The organism is Rhizobium sp. C104, assembly GCF_022354505.1.
GTDB classification, from domain to species: domain Bacteria; phylum Pseudomonadota; class Alphaproteobacteria; order Rhizobiales; family Rhizobiaceae; genus Rhizobium; species Rhizobium redzepovicii.
In genome coordinates, this window is sequence record NZ_CP092348.1 from 1,667,515 (window position 1) to 1,686,286 (window position 18,772).

Here is an 18,772-nt window from a genome sequence, read left to right on the forward strand (position 1 = left end):
AACCATTTGTGAGTCTATTAAAACGCGTTAGTATTACCACGCAGTTAAGATGCTGGAATCAGTGCGATATTTTTGAGAAGTTGATAACCATAGCTTACGGGTGAAAAATCGTAGAGCTTATAGCAGCGAGGCAAGGCGCGGAACGATCGGCAGATAAGGGGCTTCGAACAGTTCCTCGCGTTCGAAACGGCTGCCGGTTTTCGTCAGCCGCACCATGCGGCATTCGTTCTCGGAGATCATCAGCGGCGCGATCATCGAACCGCCGGAAACAAGCTGATCGGTATAAAAGCGCGGCATCGCATTGAATGCCGCCGTCACCAGAATGCGGTCGAAGGTGCCCTCGCCCTGCATGCCGGCACTGCCGTCGGCGTGGCGGATGATGACGTTGCGCAGACCAAGCGATTCCATGCGCCGCTGCGCAGCCGATGTCAGCGTCTTATAGCGGTCGATGGACAGAACACGCTCGGCCATGCGGCCCATGACGGCGGCCGTAAAGCCGCTGCCGGTGCCGATTTCCAAAACGCGCTGACCGGGTTTGAGCTTCAGGTGATGCAGGATGCGGACGACAAAATCGATGCCTTCAAGGAAGGAGCCGCATTCGATCGGGATCGTCCGGCTCGAATAGGCGTCATCCGAAAATTGCGGCGGCACGAAGAGCGAGCGCTGCGTCTGCTCGACCGCGGTCAGCAGATCGAGGTCGGAGATGCCTTCGGCACGCAATCTGAGGACGAGCGCCGCAAAGCCCTCTTTCTCGGCCAGTCTTGCCGTCAAACCTGTGCTCCGTATCCCAAGGCCCGCGCCACGCGGTCCGTTACGGAATAATCGGTCAGATCCAGTTTCAAAGGCGTTACCGAAATCTTGTTATGCTTCAAGGCGTGAATATCGGTGCCTTCGATGAAGGCGCCGGCGCGTTCGCCGAACTTCAGCCAGTAATAGGGAAAGCCCCGGCCATCAGAGCGGGCATCGACCTGCAGGTTGAAGGCGAGCTTGCCCTGCATGGTCACCTCGGCGCCGTCGACCTCGCCCGGACGGCAGTTCGGGAAGTTGAGATTGAGGAACGTGCCCTCCGGCAGGTCCAGAACCATCAGCTTTTCCAGAAGAGCCGGCGCATGCGTCTCGCAGACCTCCCATGGCACAATGCGCGCACCATCTTCATAGAGATAGGCTTGGCTCAGCGCGAAGGAGCGCACGCCCTGCATCGTGCCTTCGATGGCGCCGGCGATCGTGCCGGAATAGGTTACGTCGTCCGCGACGTTGGAGCCCGAATTGACGCCTGACAGCACGAGATCGGGCCTGATGTCCATCACCTGCCGGATGCCCATGATCACGCAATCGGTCGGCGTGCCGCGCAAGGCGAAATGCTTGTCGGAAATCTTGCGCAGCCGCAAAGGCTCGGACAGGCTCAGCGAATGGGCAAGGCCGCTCTGGTCGGTCTCGGGCGCCACGATCCAGACATCGTCGGACAGCGTGCGGGCGATCCGCTCCAGCGCGGCCAAGCCTTCGGCGTGAATGCCGTCGTCATTCGTAAGCAGGATGCGCATTGCCTTAGGCCGCCCGTTCGATCTTGGTCAATCCGCCCATATAAGGCAGCAAAACGTCCGGAATCGTGACGGAACCATCGTCGTTCAAATAATTTTCAAGCACGGCGATCAAGCAGCGGCCGACAGCGGTTCCGGAGCCGTTCAGCGTGTGCACGAACCTGTTGTTCTTGTCGTCCTTGCCGCGGTAGCGCGCATTCATCCGCCGGGCCTGGAAATCGCCGCAGACCGAGCAGGAGGAGATTTCGCGGAAGGCATTCTGTCCCGGCAGCCAGACTTCGAGATCGTAGGTCTTGCGCGAGCCGAAGCCCATGTCGCCGGTGCAAAGCGTCATCGTGCGGAAATGCAGGCCGAGGCGCTTCAGTACTTCTTCGGCGCAGGCGGTCATCCGTTCATGCTCGGCGATAGCATTCTCGGCGTCGGTGATCGAGACCAGCTCGCATTTCCAGAACTGATGTTGGCGCAGCATACCGCGGGTGTCGCGGCCGGCCGAGCCCGCTTCCGAGCGGAAGGACGGCGTCAAAGCGGTGAAGCGGAGCGGCAGCTTTTCCTGGTCGAGGATTTCCTCGCGCACCAGATTGGTCAGCGTCACCTCCGCCGTCGGAATGAGATAGCGGCCATCCGTCGTCTTGAAGAGATCCTCTTCGAACTTCGGCAGGCTGCCGGTGCCGAACACTGCTTCAGCGCGAACCATCAGCGGCGAGCTGACTTCGGTATAGCCGTGCTCGCGGGTGTGGAGATCGATCATGAACTGGCCAAGCGCCCGCTCGAGCCTGGCGAGCGGCCCTGTGAGAACCGTGAAGCGCGAACCGGAGAGCTTGGCGGCGCGCTCGAAATCCATATAGCCGAGCGCCTCGCCGATTTCGAAGTGCTCCTTCGGCGTGTGGTTCCAGAGCGGCTTTTCACCGACGATGCGGGTGACGACATTGTCGTGCTCATCCTTGCCGACCGGAACGTCGTCGAAGGGAATGTTCGGGATGCGCGACAGCGCGTCGTTAAGTTCGGCCGTCAGTTGACGGTCCTCTTCCTCGACCATCGGCAGCATAGCCTTCAATTCGGCGACTTCGACCTTCAGCTTCTCGGCGAGTTCGCCGTTCTTCTGCGACAGCGCCGCGCCGATCTCCTTGGAAGCGAGGTTGCGGCGGGACAGCAAATCCTGCGCCTTCTGCACGGCGGAGCGGCGCTTTTCATCGAGGGCAACGAGATTTTGGGCCAGAGGCTCCGCACCGCGTTTGGCGAGGGCGGCATCGAGCGCTTCGGGATTCTCACGGATCCATTTGATATCGAGCATCGTCGTTCCAGGTCGTTGCAACAGAAGTGACCCGGCCAAAGCCTGACCGGGCTTCGACCGGATGAGACGGCGTTCGTGAAAGGATTTCCGGATTGCCGCTCAGACGCTGTCCGTCTTGGCAACGTCCGCGGATTCGGTGTCCTTTTCGACCGCCTGCCGGGCACGCTGGCGCTCTACGAGTCGCGCCGCATGGATGGAAATCTCGTAGAGAAGGATCGTCGGTATCGCAAGGCCGATCTGGGACATAGGATCGGGCGGCGTCAGTACGGCGGCGACGATGAAGGCGAGGACGATGGCGAACTTGCGCTTTTCGGCGAGCCACTGCGACGTCAGCAGGCCGACGCGGGCAAGCAGCGTGGTGATGACCGGCAGCTGGAAGACGAGGCCGAAGGAGAAGACCAGCGTCATGATCAGGCTCAGATATTCCGAGACCTTGGGCATAAGCGAAATTGCCACTTCGTCTTGCCCCGGCGCCTGCTGCATCGACAGGAAGAACCACATGACCATTGGCGTGAAGAAGAAATAGACGAGTGCCGCGCCCATCAGGAACAGCACCGGCGAAGCGATCAGGAACGGCAGGAAGGCCTGGCGCTCATTCTTGTAGAGGCCCGGCGCGACGAACTTGTAGACCTGTGCTGCAATGATCGGAAACGCAACCACGAGGCCGCCGAACATCGCCACCTTCACCTGCGTGAAGAAGAATTCCTGCGGCGCGGTGTAGATCAGCTGCGCCTTCTCAACGTCGAGATGCGCCCATATTACGGCCGTCTTGTAGGGAATGACCAGGTAGTTAAAGAGATGCTTGGCAAAAAAGAAGCATGCGATGAAGGCGACGAAAAATGCGCCGATCGACCAGATCAGCCGCGTGCGCAGCTCCATCAAGTGCTCGATCAACGGCTGCGGCTTGTCTTCGATATCACCGCTCATGCCTCGTCCTTTTTCTTCATCTGCGCCGGCGTCTTCGGCGCTGCGGGCTTCCTGGCAGCAGTCGTGCGCTTAGGCTTTTCCGCAGGCACGTTTTCCACGGGCGCGGCGATGGCAAAGGCCGCCTTATCCGCAGCCTTGGCCCGCGGCTTGCGCACCGCTTTCGGCTTGGCGGCTACCGCATCGGCCGTGGCGACCGCGGCAGCAACGGGCTCCGGCGTCGGCGCAGGTGGCGGCACCAACGGCGGCGTTTCCGGCAGGCCCATCGACGGCGTCGGCGCGGAAACGGCAGCCGGCGGCACCTCGGTCTTGTTTTCCGGGACTGCGGTCGCCTTCTGCAAGTCGGCCTTGATCTCGTTGCCCATCTGGCGAAGCGGGTTCATCGCCTCGCGCAGGCTGTTGACCGGGTTGAGCTTCTGGGCGTCACTGAGCGTCTGGCGGACATCGTCAAGCTCGGCCTCGCGCAACGCTTCGTCGAACTGCGCACGGAATTCACCCGCCACCTTGCGGGCGCGCTGCGTCATCTTGCCGAAAGCGCGCAGCATCGGCGGCAAATCCTTGGGACCGACGACCACGATCAGGACGACCGCGATGACCAAAAGCTCGGTCCAGCCAATATCGAACATGCAAGGCTCCTGGACGGGAAGCGCGGGGGCTGCGCTTTTTCCCGCACTTGGTTACTTCGTTTCGTCGGCCTTGTGATCGACGGTCTTGGCCGTGTCGGGCGCATCTTCGTCCGTCATGCCCTTCTTGAAGCTTTTGATGCCCTTGGCGACATCGCCCATCAGTTCCGGGATCTTGCCGCGGCCAAACAACAACAGCACGATGACCAGAACGATCAACCAGTGCCACATGCTAAAAGAACCCATCATTTGCACTTACTCCCTTTATTCGATGTTCCCATGATGTAAGAATTTCCGACAGCGTTTCCAACATCAAGCCCTTTGAACTGCGCTTAATGTCACGGTATCGCCCTTTGTGACAAGCCACCGAACCGCCGAAAAATGGTGAGCACCATTGTTTTCGTCATGCATGGCAAAAGCAAGACGAAGTCCTTCAATCTTCGGAGGTAGAACGCGGGGCGAGCAACCCAAGTTCTTCGAGATCCATCTGGGTAATGGGATCTTCGTCCTCGCTTAGCTCGTCGTTCATCAATGGCGAGGGAATGTTGAAATTCGCAGGAATGCGCCCCGAGAGCAGGCCAGCGCCCTTCAATTCTTCGAGACCGGGCAGATCGCGCAGCTCCTCGAGACCGAAATGGTCGAGAAAATCGCGGGTGGTGCCTAATGTCACCGGCCGGCCCGGCGTGCGACGGCGACCGCGAAACCGTACCCAGCCCGCCTCCATCAGCACGTCGAGCGTGCCGCGCGAGGTCTGCACGCCGCGGATATCCTCGATCTCGGCGCGCGTCACCGGCTGGTGATAGGCAATGATCGCCAGCACTTCCAATGCGGCGCGCGAGAGCTTCTTGACCTCGTTGTCATCGCGGCGAATGACGAAGGAGAGATCGGCGGCGGTGCGGAAGGCCCAGGCACCCTCGATCTGCAGGAGGTTGACGCCGCGCGGTGCATAGTGTGCCTTCAAGCGCAGCATGATGGCGCGAACATCGGTCTTCTCGGGCAGGCGCTCTGCGAGGAAGCCTTCGGACACCGGTTGCGAGGAGGCAAAAACCAACGCCTCGGCGATGCGTTCTGCCTCGATCTCGGCCTGCAGGTCGCGGCTCCTGCCTTCGAAATCGTCCTCGAAATCCTCGTCGCTCTTCGGATCGATCAAGCCGGCTGCTCCTGTTCCACCACCTGCAGCGTGGCGTGTTTTGGTCCGCGGCGCATGTATATCGGTTGAAAGGCGCCGTCCTGGCGGATTTCCAGCTTGCCCTCGCGCACCAGCTCCAGCGAGGCGGCAAAAGCGCTGGCAATCGCCGTGACGCGTTCCTCGGGCGCAGCGAGATAACGCAGCAGATAATGCTCCATCGCCGTCCAGTCGCCGATCTCGCCGATCATTTGGGTCAGCAACTCACGCGCATCGGTCAGCGACCAGACGTTGCGCCTCTCGATCGTCACCTGGGTAACGGCATTGCGCTGGCGCAGCGCCGCATAGGCGGTCAAAAGATCATAGAGGCTTGCCGCGTAGGCGGATTGCTGCCGGTCGGGAATATGCTCGGGCGCGCCGCGCACGAAGATGTCGCGGCCGAGGCGGTTGCGGTTGACGAGGCCTTCGGCGGCCTGGCGCATGGCTTCGAGGCGCTTCAGCCGGAAGGCGAGCGTTGCCGCCATCTCTTCGCCCGACGGACCGTCATCCTTGATCTGCTGGGGTATCAGCAGCCGCGACTTGAGATAGGCAAGCCAGGCTGCCATGACGAGATAATCGGCGGCAAGCTCGATGCGGATACGCCGGGCGCTTTCGACGAACTGCAGATATTGCTCGGCCAGTGCCAGCACCGAAATGCGCGACAGATCGACCTTCTGGTTGCGGGCGAGATAGAGCAACAGATCGAGCGGCCCTTCGAAGCCGGCGACATCGATCACCAGCGCCGGCTCGTGGCTGGCGCGCTCGGCGCCGTTCTCCTGCCACAACTTGTCCATCGGCGTTGCCGCCTGCGGACGCTCCGTGCCCTTGACCGTGATCACCACCCTGCTCCTCAGCGATCACACGATCGCAAACATCGCCTCGAATTCCGCCCGCAATTCCGCCTCATCGGCGGCATCCGGCGCTGCAAAACCTGCTTCCACCGCTTTTGCACGGGCAAGCGATTGACCGGCGAGCGGCGGAACATTTGCCACGACATCCAGCATCTCGTCCATATGGCCATTGCAATGCAGCACGATATCGCATCCGCCTGCAATAATATTCGCCGCACGTTCGCCGATCGTGCCGGAAAGTGCATTCATCGAGCTGTCGTCGGAGAGAAGCAGACCGGTAAAGCCGATTTGCTCGCGGATGACGCCGTCGATCACCTTTCGCGAGGTCGTCGCCGGATTGTCGGGGTCGATGGCGGTGAAGACGACGTGGCAGGTCATCGCCATCAGCTCGTCCTTCATGGCGATAAAGGGCGGGAAATCATGAGCCTCCAGCTCATCGCGCGAGACGGTGACGACAGGCAGTTCCAGGTGTGAATCCGCAAAGCCGCGGCCGTGCCCGGGCATATGCTTCATCACCGGCAAGAGGCCGCCGGCCTTCAACCCTTCAGCAGCCGCCCGGCCCATGACGATGACGGTCTGGGGGTCGTCGCCATAGGCGCGGTCGCCGATGACGCTGCTGCTGCCCTCGACCGGCACGTCGAGCACCGGCAGGCAATCGACATCAATGCCGAGGCTCGAAAGGTCGAAGGCGTGCAGCCGCGACATCGCCCAGGCAGCGCGCAGCCCAAGCGCCGGGTCTCGGCGATAGAGATCTCCGAGCGCCTGGCCGGAGGGATAACGTGCGAAAACCGGCGGACGAATGCGCTGAACGCGGCCACCCTCCTGGTCGATCAGCACCGGCGCATGCCAGCCGACGCTGTCGCGCAGTTCGGCGACCAGATCGGCAATCTGCCCTGCTTCGGAGATATTGCGCCCGAAGAGGATGAAGCCCCAGGGCCGTTCGCCCCGGTAGAAGGCTTTCTCTTCGGATGTGAGGGCAAGGCCGCTGCAGCCAAGGATCATCGCTTTTGATTCGGTCATATCGGAATCATAGACGGCGCCCGGCCAAATGCGAGCAAGCTCGGGCGCCATGCACAAAAAGAGCGGCGGGCCGATCCGGCCCGCCGCTCCTGTTATTTCGTTGAAAACCGATGCTACTTGGAGATCAGGCAGCTTCCGCCCGCCGCGCGATACTGTTCGCAGAGCGCTGCGGCCTCGTCCTTGGAACCGGCCGGAATACGGACACGGTAGAAAGTGCCCTTGCCGGCGATATCGGCCCTGCGGATTTCATGAGCGCGGCCACCAAGCACACCGGCGAATTTCTTCGACAGGTTGGCATAGGACTTGGTCGCCTCGTCCTGCGATGGCAGCGAGGCGATCTGGATGCCGTAGCCGCCGGCGGAGGCGGCCTGCGACTGCGGCTGGGCGGCGGCGGGTGCTGCAGCAGCGACTTCAGTCGTCTTCGGCGGCTGCGCGGGCTTCGGCTGCTGTGCGGGAGCGCGAACGTTGCCCTTTTCGGTCACCGTGCCGACGACGTTGACGGGCTGATCGACCGGGCGCGCGATCGGAACCGGAGCGGTATCGGTGAGCGCCGTGGTCTTGACCGGGCGCACCGGCGTATCGACCGGGGCGGGATTTGCGGCCTGCGCATCGGCGTCGGCTGCAAGCGGCGGCTTAGCCGGTGCGGTTTCGGCAGGCGTTGCGGAGCGGGCATCGGCTGAAGCAACCTCAGCGCTCGCCGGGAAGCTTGCGGCCGTTCCGGCGACCGGCGGCACGGGTGAAGCCGATTGCGCCGCCGGGGCCGTCAAGGCCGGCATCGGCTGAGCGGCCTGTGCGGACTGCGTCGCCGGCACAGAGGGTGTCGCCTCGGCAGCCGGCTGGTCGACGGGTGCTGGTTCCTCGCGGGCGACCAGCGTGCCGTCAGGCTTGACGATCATCGTGCGGACCTTGCGCGGTGAAACCGATGGCGTCTTCTCGGCATCGCCGGCGGCAGCGTTGTCGGCGCTGTCCTGGTTCGGCAGCAAACGCGGATCTTCCGTCTCACCGACTGCGGTCGGCGAGACCTGATCACTGGCGTTGGCGTTATCGTCGTCCTCGGGCAACGATTCCGGTGTCAGCGTCCGCTGGACGACATCGACCGGTGCCTCATCCGAAGAAACCAGCGCCTTCTGCTTCGGTTCCTCGGCAGAACCGGCAACACGATCGTAGACGGCCTTGTCCTGGTTCGGCACGGTCTTGCCGCCGGGATTTTCCGGAACGACCTTGACCGGCTCCTTGTCGGCCGTGATCACGCGCGGCTCGCCGGATGCGACGATGCCAAGCCCCTCGCCGTTCCAGACGGAGGAATAGACACCAAAAGCGACACCGGCGAAGACCACGAGCACGACGGCTCCGGCCAGCAGCCGGCGCATCGACCGGGCACGGCTGAAATCGGCCGCCTGGCTTGCCGATTCGATGCGGACCTCAGAGGTCTCACGGCGCTCGACCGGCTCGCGCACGCTGCGGCGGAAATCTTCTTCCAGCGCCCGTTCGAAATCATCGAGGCCGTCGGCGATGGTCGGCTTGACCGGCTTTGCCGCTGCGGCAGCAGTATCGCGAACCGGGGCCGGCGTTTCCCGCGGCTTGGCCGGTTCAAAGAAGCTGGCAATCTCCGCATCGAGATCGAAATCGAAATCCTGCGTTTTCGCGACCGGCGCGGGCTGCTCGACCGGCGGCAGCGCCGGCACGTGCATATCCTCGACCGTCTCGGGACGATCCTCCGGATCGGAGATCATCGCCGGATCAAACGGCAGGTCTTCGGTCGAGTCGGCGACCGAAGACCAGTTGACGGCCGGAGTCGGAGTTGGAGCCTGGGGCTCTACGAAGGCCGGAGCAGGCCGCGCATCGGCCGATGTCGCCTGCTGGAAAGCAGGATTTTGCGGCTCAGGCGCAAGACCGGAGGCAGATCGGGGAGAGACGGCAGCGGCCGGCTGGGCGGCACGGATTGGCGGCTCCGGCTGCGGCGCGGGCTCAGCCGGAGCCAGCTCGGATTCGGAGAAATCGAGATCGGCAAGTTCCAGCTCGATACCGGCAAGATCCAGCTCGAAATCATGACCGGCGAAGGGATCGTCGGCTTCCGGCACAGGCTGCGGCGCCCGCGAATATGCCATTGCGGCGGGCTGGGGTGCAATAACCTCGGCTGGCTGCGGTACGACCGGCCTTGCGGCTTCGGCAGCATAGACCGGCGCCGGTTCGACAGGAGCAGGCTGAACGGGGGCTGCGGCGAGCGGCGCTGGCGCGATCACCTGCGGCCCGGCAAATGCGGCGACCATAGGCGCGACAGCAAGGGGAGCGGCAGCAACGGGCGCAGCCTCGATCGATGCGGCCTGCGGCGAAACGGGCGCCGTATTGGGACGTTGCGGCACCGGATAACGCGAGACGTCGGCGAGCAGATCGTCCAGATCGAAAGTGCCGACAGTGTGCGGAACTTCAGGCACGACCTCGGTCAGCGCTGCATCGGCCTGGATCTCGCCTTCGACGGCAGCGGCGATGAGATCGAAACCGGCGTCGGATCCGAAATCTTCGAGTTCCTCTTCGATTTCGACGAAGTCGTCGGCCTCGGCAATTTCGTCTGACGCGATCACCTCGTCATGGCGATCGTGCTCGGCGGGGAAGCCAAGGGACGGAGACGCGGATTCGAATTCCTCGGACGGCTCGACAGTGACGACCGGGGCCAATTGCTCGACGACCGGGGCGGACGGCTCGATCGCGAGTTGCGGCTCTGCCGCGGCAAGATCAGCAGACGGCGCTTCAGCCGCTGGCGCTACGACCGCTTCGGCCACAGGCGCTTCTGCCGCTGGCACTTCTGCCACTGGCTCTGGCGAAACAACCGTTTCCTCGCGTTTGGCGGCGTGGAAATTGGCAAGCGGCAGCCTGATGCTGGCGGCCGACCATTGCGGCGCCTTGGCGGGCTGCGGCAGCGAAGAGACCGGAGCGGAGCCGATCGACAGCTCAAGCTCCTCGATCAGATCGCGTGCGCCGCCGAAGGCCGATTGCACCGGCGCCTCGGAAGCGGGCTCGACGGAAAGCTGCTGCGGCCAGGCCGCCTCGTCGGCGGGCGCATCCCATTTGCTTGCAGCCGGCGCAGCTTCTTCCTCAGCCTCAACGGAGGCGACGGAAACCGGCTCGGCCACCTCAGCTGTCTCGGCAGCGGGAGACACATCGAGAACGGGCTCGATGTAATCTTCTGGCGTGTCGTTATCGGAGATCGGTTCGGCAGGCCGGTCGAGCTCTGCGAGCGGACGTGGCGAATCGTAACGGTCGAACTCGCGCCCGAGCTCGTCCTCGAGATCGAGGGCGGGCTCGTGCCGCGCGGACTCGGTTATCGTGTTTGCTGCAACACGCGGCTCGAAGCCGACGATACGGGCAAGTTCGGCCAACGGATCATCGTCGGCAAACAGGTCATCTTTTCCGCGCGTATCATACGCAAGTTGTTTATCAGCCATGCCTATCCCACTCGCAAACGCCAACTCTGAGATGCCAGCGCATTGTGGGGAAATGGTGACGTTATCGCATTTCGTCCGGTGCGGCAGTGCCTGTAATGGCAAGTCCCGACTTCAAAACCGACGCGACGGCGTACACCAGCCCAAGTCTGGCAATAGTTGATTCTCGGTTTTTATCATTAACAAATCGTAATTCCGGCTGATCTTTACCTTTGTTCCAGTGGGCGTGGAAAGAACTAGCGAGGTCGTAGAGGTAAAAAGCGAGCCGATGCGGCTCCTGCGACTGGGCCGCCGCTTCGACGATCCGCGGGAATTCGGCGAGCTTGGCGACGAGCTGCAATTCGGCCGGATCGCCAATGCCTGCAACGGTTTGCGCGAGTTCTTCAGGGGAAACATCGAGGTCGCCGAAAGCCTCCCTCGCCTGCCGGAACACCGACATGCAGCGGGCATGCGCATATTGCACGTAAAAGACCGGATTATCTTTCGACTGCTCCGTCACTTTGGCGAAATCGAAGTCGAGCGGCTCGGAATTCTTGCGGTAAAGCATCATGAACCGGACCGAATCACTGCCGACTTCCTCGACGACGTCCCGAAGCGTGACGAAATCGCCCGAGCGTTTCGACATCTTCACCGGCTCGCCGTTGCGATAGAGCTTGACGAGCTGGCAGAGCAGCACCGTCAGCTTCGCCTTACCATCCGAAACACCGCGTGCAACCGCTTCCAGACGCTTGACATAGCCGCCATGGTCGGCGCCGAGCACATAGATCATCTCGTCGAAACCGCGATCGAACTTGTTCTTGAAATAGGCGACGTCGGCGGCGAAATAGGTGTAGGAGCCGTCCGACTTGATCAGCGGCCTGTCCATATCGTCGCCCACTTCGGTCGAGCGGAACAGCGTCTGTTCGCGGTCTTCCCAATCCTCAGGCAGCTGGCCTTTCGGCGGCGGCAAGGTGCCCTTGTAGACATAGCCCTTGAAGGTCAGATCGTTGATCGCCGTGCGGATCGCGGCCGCGCCATTGGCATGCAGGGTGCGCTCGGAAAAGAAGATATCGTGATGGACGTTCAGCGCCGCCAAGTCTTCGCGGATCATCACCATCATCGCATCGATGGTGCGGTCCTTGACGATCGGCATCCATTGGTCTTCCGGCATGTTGTGCAGCCGCACGCCATAATCGGCGGCAAGCGACTGTCCCACAGGTACGAGATAGTCGCCCGGATAGAGACCCGAGGGAATTTCGCCGATCTTTTCGCCGAGCGCTTCGCGATAACGCAGGAAGACGGAACGGGCGAGCACGTCGATCTGCGAGCCGGCATCGTTGATGTAATATTCCTTCTCGACGCCGTAGCCGGCAAAGGCGAGCAGGTTGGCGAGCGCGTCGCCGACGACGGCGCCGCGGCAATGGCCGACATGCATCGGCCCGGTCGGATTGGCCGAGACATATTCGACATTGACCTTCCGGCCCTCGCCGAGCGTCGAGCGGCCGTAATCGGTGCCGGCGCCGATCATCGCGGCGAGCAGCCGCTGCCAGTAGCCGACGGAGAGACGGATATTGATGAAACCAGGACCGGCGACCGAAACATCGGCAACGTCGGCATCCTCCCTGAGCTTGGCGATGATGATGTCGGCCAGCGCGCGGGGATTGGTTCCAAGCGGTTTTGCCAGCACCATCGCGGCATTGGTCGCGACGTCGCCGTGGCTCGCGTCACGCGGCGGCTCGACGGCAATGCGGCCGAAATCGAGCTCGGATCGCTTTTCCCTGACCAGATCGATCTGTTCAAGGGCGGTTTTGATCCTGGCTTCGAAGTCGGTAAAAAGGTTCATCGCACTCTTCCATGCATAGGCTGTGCCAAAGGCCCAAATCGGCCCTTGGCGGGGCGACCGCTGCCTATCGCAAATCCGGAGTGTGGTCAAACAATCGCCTGTGGGCGCTGATCGCATAGGTGTCGGTCATGCCGGCCAGATAATCGCCGACATGGCGGGCCTTCGGCGCATCGGCGAGGCCGGCGATATGATCGACCCAGTAATGGCTCTGCATCTCCTTGGGATTGGCCATATAGGCGGCAAAGAGATCGGTGACGATTTGGGCGGCGCCGGCGCGGATGCGCATGATATCGGGATTGCGATAGATGCGTTTGAAGAGCATCGCCTTGATCTGGCTATCGGTTTCGGCCATGCGACCCGAGAACGTGGCGATGACCCGGTCGGCAGCGCGGACGTCGGCGGCGCTCTCCGGACGCAGCAGCGAAAGGCGCTCCTGCGCAACGGCGATCACGTCTTCGACCATGCGGGTGATCTGCCGCCGCATGATCTCATGGGTGAAGCGGCTCGGCTCCAGGTGCGGATATCGCCCCCTCACCTCGGCCATCAGCCCGGCAAGGAACGGGATTTCCTCCAGCATGTCGAAAGTCAGGTAGCCGGAACGCAGGCCGTCGTCGATATCGTGGGTGTTATAGGCGATGTCGTCAGCGATCGCCGCGACCTGGGCCTCGAGGCTGGCATAGGTAGCCAGTTCGAGATCGTGCAGTTCGCAATAATCGAGGATCGGCTGCGGAACCGGGCCGCGTGTGCCCACACCATCCGGCGTCAGCAGCGGACCATTGTGCTTGACCAGGCCTTCGAGGCTTTCCCATGTCAGGTTGATGCCGTCGAATTCGGCATACCGCCGCTCCAGCTTGGTCACGATGCGCAGCGATTGGGCATTGTGGTCGAAGCCGCCATAGGGCAACAGCACCTCGTGCAGCGCGTCCTCGCCGGTGTGACCGAACGGCGTATGGCCGAAATCGTGCACCAGCGCCACGCCCTCGGCCAGATCCTCGTCGAGCTTCAGGGCGCGGGCAAGCGCGCGGGCAATCTGCGCCACCTCGATCGTGTGCGTCAGCCGGGTGCGGTAATGATCGCCGTCCTGGGCGATGAAGACCTGGGTCTTGTGCTTCAGCCGGCGGAAGGCGGTGGTATGGACGATGCGGTCGCGGTCGCGCTGGAAATCGGAGCGCGTCGGGCTGCCTTCCTCCGGATAGAGCCTCCCGTGGCTCGTCCAGGGGTCTGCCGCATAGACCGCTCTTTCACTGCTGCCGAAACCTAAAGCACGCGTATCGATCGTCATTCTTCACCGTCATCCTGCATGTTGCCGCATCTGCCCATTGACGCCGCTTTGCGCTCTTCATACCTATAGCCCGAAGAAACGGCAAAGAGGCGCTTTCTCAACCACCTCGGCGCATCATGGCCTTTTTCCGAGGATCATGATAAGTTTGTTTGATATCAGGCATTTGAACATTCAAGTGCCAAAACCCATTCTCTCCGGATCTTGACCCCGGCAGGAGGAAACATGACGGATACGAGTGTAACCCTTTCAGATGCCGCCGCAAAGCGTATCGCTGCGATCGTCGGCGCCGAGACCGGCAAGAGCGCGTTGCGCGTCTCCGTTGAAGGCGGCGGCTGTTCGGGCTTTTCCTATAAGTTCGATCTTGCCGACAGCGCCGGCGATGACGACGTCGTCGTCGAGAAGAACGATGCCAAGGTGCTGATCGACAGCCTTTCGCTCGTCTACATGGCGGGTTCGGAGATCGACTTCGTCGACAATCTGCTCGGTCAATCCTTCCAGATCAAGAACCCGAACGCAGTGGCAAGCTGCGGCTGCGGCACCAGCTTCTCGATCTGAATATTCAGACGCATCGCACTGTCCTCATGAACTGGCCGACGAAGTGCCTCCGGCCAGTTTATCGTCTTGTCCTGTTATGGAAGACCACGATAAAAGAAGCGCACGAAGCGAACAGGACAGAGAGATGAAGATCGCGACCTGGAACATCAACGGCGTCAAGGCGCGCATCGACAATCTCACGCAATGGCTCAAGGATTCCGATCCGGATATCGTCTGCCTGCAGGAGATCAAGACGGTCGACGAAGGTTTTCCCAGGCTGGAGATCGAGGCGCTCGGCTATCACGTCGAAACACACGGCCAGAAGGGCTTCAATGGTGTGGCGATCCTCTCCAAGACTTCGCCGTCGGAAGTGAACCGCGGCCTGCCGGGCGATCCGCTGGACGAACAGTCGCGTTTCCTCGAAGCCGTATTCACGCTGCCCGACACACGCATCCTGCGCGTCTGCTGCATCTACCTACCGAACGGCAATCCTGTCGACACGGAGAAATATCCCTACAAGCTCGCCTGGATGGAGCGCCTGCGGAGCTTTGCCGCCGAGCGGCTGGCCTATGAGGAGATGCTGGTGCTTGCCGGCGATTACAATGTCATCCCGGAACCGCACGACTGCTTCGATCCCAAAGTCTGGGAAAGTGATGCGCTGTTTCTGCCGCAGACGCGGGAGGCGTTCCGCCGGCTGGAAAATCTCGGGCTGACGGATGCTGTGCGCGCGACCACGGATGCGACGCAGTTCTATTCCTTCTGGGATTATCAGGCCGGCGCCTGGCCGAAGAACAACGGCATCCGCATCGATCATCTGCTGCTGTCGCCTGAGGCCGTCGACCGGATGACGTCGGCTGCGATCGAAAAACATGTGCGGGCCTGGGAAAAGCCTTCCGACCACGTGCCTGTGATCGCCTATTTCGATTTCGCTGCCTGATTTTTCCCTGTCTTAAAGCGCGTCGCGATCTTTCAGATTCGCTGCTCGCGCTTTAACTCCTTGTTTTGCGCATGTCGTTATCCCGGAACCGCTGCACACTTCCGGGCGACATGCTTTAGCTCTCTGTTTTGATGCATGTCGTTATCCCGGAACCGCTGCACACTTCCGGGCGACATACATTAGTCGTCGGAGCCGCTGGCGATGCTATGCGAGAGGGATACAGCCGTGCGGCGGTCGGCCTCGTTGGCAACCGAAAAGGCCTGCTCCTGCAACGCTTCCATCCAGCCGCAATCCTTGGGCTTGCAGCGGTCGAGTGCGGCCGTCATCATCGCCAGGCCGCGGGCCGACTGGCCTTCGTCGAAAAGAATATTGCCGAAGACCGCCATGGCGCCGGGATGACCGCTCTTGCGGGCCTGGTTCAGCCATTTCTTCGCCTGCTGCGGGCTGGCATTGCCGCCCTCGCCGGCCAGCATCATCTGCGCTAGCTGGAACTGCGCCTCGGGGACGCCAAAGGTTGAGGCCACCTGAAAATAAAGCTGGCGCGCCTGGGTGAGGTCGATCCGGACCGGACTGCCTGATATGCCGTGTTTGTAATAATTGGCGAGCGACAGCAGCGCGTTGACGAAGAAGCCGGTATCTTCCGAGCCGGGCTCGACGCCCTGCTGGGCGATCTCGCTGTAAATCTTGAAGGCTTCGAAATCGTCCTGCGTTACGCCGTCGCCGTCGGCATACATGTTGGCAAGCGCCCAGCGCGAGCCGGTGTGGCCCTTTTCGGCAGCGTATTTATAGGCTTCGACCGCCTCTTCCTTCTGCCCGTTCTTATAGGCTTTGAAGCCGAACTTGAAGAGATCGAAGGGGCCGGATTCCTTGCTGACGCCCGCCTTGATGTCGAATGCGCGGACCGGGCCGGACAGCGACAGCGCTACGGCCATAGACATGCCCATCAGCATGAATTTGAACAGTTTGAACTCGGACGTCACCATTTCAACCGATTTCTTTCGCTCATCGCAGGCAGGAAGCAGCAGGGCTCGCGCCGTGCATTCCGCGGATGTATTTCGTCGAGGCGAGCGATCCCGCGGCGAGCTCCATGGCTCCTTTGCCCGCGTCGCATCCAGCCCAGTGGCCTTCTCTCGAAGGCCTAATTCTCAGCGCATCATTCAGAACCACCCGGCTCCCGGCATGGTCCGACTGCAATCTCCGTGGCACTCTTTCGGCAGGCGCGGCATCCGCCTTCCCGCCTTCACCATATTCGTAAACAGCAAATGTGACGAAAGCGGTATCGACATCTCCGGCAAAGCCGGGCCGCGCATCCGAGCGGGCCGAAAACGACAACAACCAACGGTTCGACGGCGCCGCCGCGAAGTCGGATTGGCGGCCGGAACAGCCTTGTCCAGAAAGCGAAACGACCACAATCAAACGACTGCCGCCAATCGTCCTGCGCGATCTCGTGTTACCGGAAAAAAATCGACCCATGCTACTATTTACACGCACCGTAAGCCTGCCCATCTCCTCGCCTGCCAATAGCGCTGCGCTCTCTTTGTGGCGGGAAATGGACAATTTCACCCCGCTGCCATCTTACGCCAATCGTCGTAAAAAAGTGTTGCGGAATCGTCACAAAACGGGATCAGAAAATGGCATGATTAACGGCCGTGAATAAAGAAGAGCCCGGCGGTGCCGGGCTCCTCAATTCTTCACATCGGGGAATTAGAACTTGATCTTTAGGCTCGTCGACAGTGCCGCGACCAGATCGTTGCCAAACGAATAGGAGACATCGTCGCCATAGGTCTGGCCATTATACTCGAAGGTGCCGGACGAACCGCTCGTCAATACGCCAACGGCTCCGGCAAAACGCCATTCGATATGTTCAGTCGGCGTGTAGGCGGCGCCGAGACCGAGCGTCCAGCTGTCGGTCTGTGCGCCATAACCCTGACTGGTGCCGCGGTCCCACGTGACGCTGACTGCGCCGGCCCACTGATCGTTGAACTTGTGGCCCACGCCGCCGGAGATGGTCCAGCCGTCACGATAGAGAAGGTCGAGCGAAGTGAGTTCCGTAGCGCCGCCCGCTGTGCAGGCAGCCACGCCCTTCGTCGACGTCGGGCAGAAAGGCACGGATTGCAGAACACTCCAGTTCGTCCACTTGACCGATCCGAAGGCAAGCCAATCCGGAGCGATGCCGCTTTGCAGCTTCATCTCCAGCGAATCCGGTGCTTCTGCGGAGCCGAAGACGTTGGTGATTTTGCCGCCATATATCGGCACAACTGGAACCTGACGGAGATCAACAGTCCCCGTCAGGTTGTCGTACTTGACGCGGCTGTTGTAGACGAGGCTCGCGCGCATCGCATATTCCGGAATCTCGTAAGCCAGACCGGCGCGCCAGCCCCAGCCGCTGTCTTCGAGATCGAGGCGGCCAACGCCGGTGCCGGTGCCGAGCAAAAGTGGGAGCGTTGAAACCAGACGCTCTTTGAAACCTTCAACTTCCTGATAGAAAGCGCCGCCAATGAAGCGAAGCTGTCCAGGGCCCATATCAAAACGATAGGAGCAAGTGCCGCCATAGTTGCGGGTTTTGATTTCCGTCTCGATATTGTTGTTGGCGCCAGCCCAATTCGAACCCGGGTCGGTATGCCCGCCAAAGGGTTCGGAATAGTCGACAAGGCAGTCGACTGCATCGGCGAAACCGGCCTTAAAGCCGATGTAAGGAATGGTGTAATTCGAGGTGTCGTCGGCACTGTTTGGGCGGGTGTTGAGATTGCCACCCCCGTTAAGACGGAGGTATTCGTGTCACGGACATCCTTCAGCTTGCGCTGCGGCGTGACATAGGTAACGCCCGACTGAAACGAGAAAGGCGAGGTATCGAACAGCTGATCGATATTGTAGCCGCCGCGCTCCAGGCCGCCGGCGAAGGCCGGCGATGCAAGCGACGAAAGAAGGACGAGCGACGTTACGCCCTTGGAAAACCTACGCGATGCCATTGTGTCTCCCCACTCCAGCAATTGATGTGACGCCACTCTAGTAAGTGTTCGCTCGACATGGCAACGCGCCCCATGGCGGCATTCCCAGGCATTACATTGGCCAACTTACGTAAAGAAATTGACGGACACGTCAAAAAATCTGGTTAATAAAATTTTATTCCAGAGTTACCGGTTTTGAGATGGGCTTTTGGGTTTTCATTCCACACATTGTGGAAGCTGTATCAATCCGACAACAGTGACAGTTTTCGCCCGCGGGAGGCCATTGGAGTCACAATCCACAGGCTCAGCGCCGGCAATCAGCCGCTTTTCAAGACCGAATCACGCGTGCCCAAAACGATAAAGACGCGCCCTTCTCGGAGCGCGTCTTTGAAATAAC

16 protein-coding genes and 1 pseudogene are annotated in these 18,772 nt (G+C 61.3%); 2 read left to right on the forward strand and 15 right to left on the reverse strand.

Annotation, left to right across the window (positions count from 1 at the left end; all coding sequences use genetic code 11):
• Positions 1–117: 117 nt before the first annotated feature.
• The 12 genes from MF410_RS09400 to MF410_RS09455 form a co-directional block, all read right to left on the reverse strand.
• On the reverse strand, positions 118–771 hold the full coding sequence (locus MF410_RS09400) for a protein-L-isoaspartate(D-aspartate) O-methyltransferase (protein WP_003573541.1): 654 nt from the start codon (positions 769–771) through the stop codon (positions 118–120).
• A complete protein-coding gene (surE, locus tag MF410_RS09405; protein WP_097625288.1) occupies positions 768–1,541 on the reverse strand; it encodes a 5'/3'-nucleotidase SurE in 774 nt (257 codons plus the stop codon). The genes MF410_RS09400 and surE overlap by 4 nt, the downstream gene beginning before the upstream one ends.
• 4 nt (positions 1,542–1,545) lie before the next feature.
• Positions 1,546–2,829 carry a serine--tRNA ligase gene (gene serS / locus MF410_RS09410; RefSeq protein ID WP_097625287.1) on the reverse strand — a complete coding sequence of 428 codons (1,284 nt, stop codon included), beginning with the start codon at positions 2,827–2,829 and terminating at the stop codon, positions 1,546–1,548.
• A gap of 99 nt (positions 2,830–2,928) precedes the next feature.
• Positions 2,929–3,756 (reverse strand): twin-arginine translocase subunit TatC, encoded by an 828-nt coding sequence (gene tatC / locus MF410_RS09415; RefSeq protein WP_097625286.1) that lies wholly within the window; start codon positions 3,754–3,756, stop codon positions 2,929–2,931.
• Entirely contained in the window at positions 3,753–4,379 is a 627-nt protein-coding gene (gene tatB, locus MF410_RS09420; protein ID WP_097625285.1) for a Sec-independent protein translocase protein TatB, read from the reverse strand. Before tatB ends, tatC begins: the two co-directional genes overlap by 4 nt.
• Before the next feature lie 51 nt (positions 4,380–4,430).
• A complete protein-coding gene (locus tag MF410_RS09425; protein ID WP_003538990.1) occupies positions 4,431–4,622 on the reverse strand; it encodes a twin-arginine translocase TatA/TatE family subunit in 192 nt (63 codons plus the stop codon).
• Between the two features lie 187 nt (positions 4,623–4,809).
• Entirely contained in the window at positions 4,810–5,526 is a 717-nt protein-coding gene (gene scpB, locus MF410_RS09430; protein WP_097625284.1) for an SMC-Scp complex subunit ScpB, read from the reverse strand.
• On the reverse strand, positions 5,523–6,380 hold the full coding sequence (locus tag MF410_RS09435; RefSeq protein WP_097625461.1) for a ScpA family protein: 858 nt from the start codon (positions 6,378–6,380) through the stop codon (positions 5,523–5,525). Before MF410_RS09435 ends, scpB begins: the two co-directional genes overlap by 4 nt.
• Before the next feature lie 18 nt (positions 6,381–6,398).
• Positions 6,399–7,412: a beta-N-acetylhexosaminidase gene (gene nagZ / locus MF410_RS09440; RefSeq protein ID WP_097625460.1), complete on the reverse strand. Its 1,014-nt coding sequence runs from the start codon at positions 7,410–7,412 to the stop codon at positions 6,399–6,401.
• Between the two features lie 113 nt (positions 7,413–7,525).
• Positions 7,526–10,855 (reverse strand): SPOR domain-containing protein, encoded by a 3,330-nt coding sequence (locus tag MF410_RS09445; RefSeq protein ID WP_097625283.1) that lies wholly within the window; start codon positions 10,853–10,855, stop codon positions 7,526–7,528.
• 61 nt (positions 10,856–10,916) lie between these two features.
• Positions 10,917–12,674 (reverse strand): arginine--tRNA ligase, encoded by a 1,758-nt coding sequence (argS, locus tag MF410_RS09450; protein WP_097625282.1) that lies wholly within the window; start codon positions 12,672–12,674, stop codon positions 10,917–10,919.
• 64 nt (positions 12,675–12,738) lie between these two features.
• Positions 12,739–13,956 (reverse strand): deoxyguanosinetriphosphate triphosphohydrolase, encoded by a 1,218-nt coding sequence (locus MF410_RS09455; RefSeq protein WP_097625281.1) that lies wholly within the window; start codon positions 13,954–13,956, stop codon positions 12,739–12,741.
• 222 nt (positions 13,957–14,178) lie between these two features.
• On the opposite strand from MF410_RS09455, the gene erpA reads away from it, so the two are divergent.
• Both erpA and xth read left to right on the forward strand, forming a co-directional pair.
• A complete protein-coding gene (erpA, locus tag MF410_RS09460; protein ID WP_097625280.1) occupies positions 14,179–14,511 on the forward strand; it encodes an iron-sulfur cluster insertion protein ErpA in 333 nt (110 codons plus the stop codon).
• Between the two features lie 124 nt (positions 14,512–14,635).
• Positions 14,636–15,427, forward strand: a complete 792-nt coding sequence (xth, locus tag MF410_RS09465) for an exodeoxyribonuclease III (RefSeq protein WP_097625279.1) — start codon at positions 14,636–14,638, stop codon at positions 15,425–15,427.
• Between the two features lie 179 nt (positions 15,428–15,606).
• Here xth and exoR read toward each other — a convergent pair whose 3' ends face one another.
• From exoR to MF410_RS09480, 3 genes and pseudogenes are all read right to left on the reverse strand, one after another.
• Positions 15,607–16,410 carry an exopolysaccharide production regulator ExoR gene (gene exoR / locus MF410_RS09470; RefSeq protein ID WP_097625278.1) on the reverse strand — a complete coding sequence of 268 codons (804 nt, stop codon included), beginning with the start codon at positions 16,408–16,410 and terminating at the stop codon, positions 15,607–15,609.
• 19 nt (positions 16,411–16,429) lie between these two features.
• Complete coding sequence (locus tag MF410_RS09475; protein WP_097625277.1) at positions 16,430–16,900, reverse strand: hypothetical protein; 471 nt, start codon at positions 16,898–16,900, stop codon at positions 16,430–16,432.
• A 231-nt stretch (positions 16,901–17,131) separates the two neighbouring features.
• A pseudogene (locus tag MF410_RS09480) lies at positions 17,132–18,396 on the reverse strand (OmpP1/FadL family transporter).
• Positions 18,397–18,772: the final 376 nt, after the last annotated feature.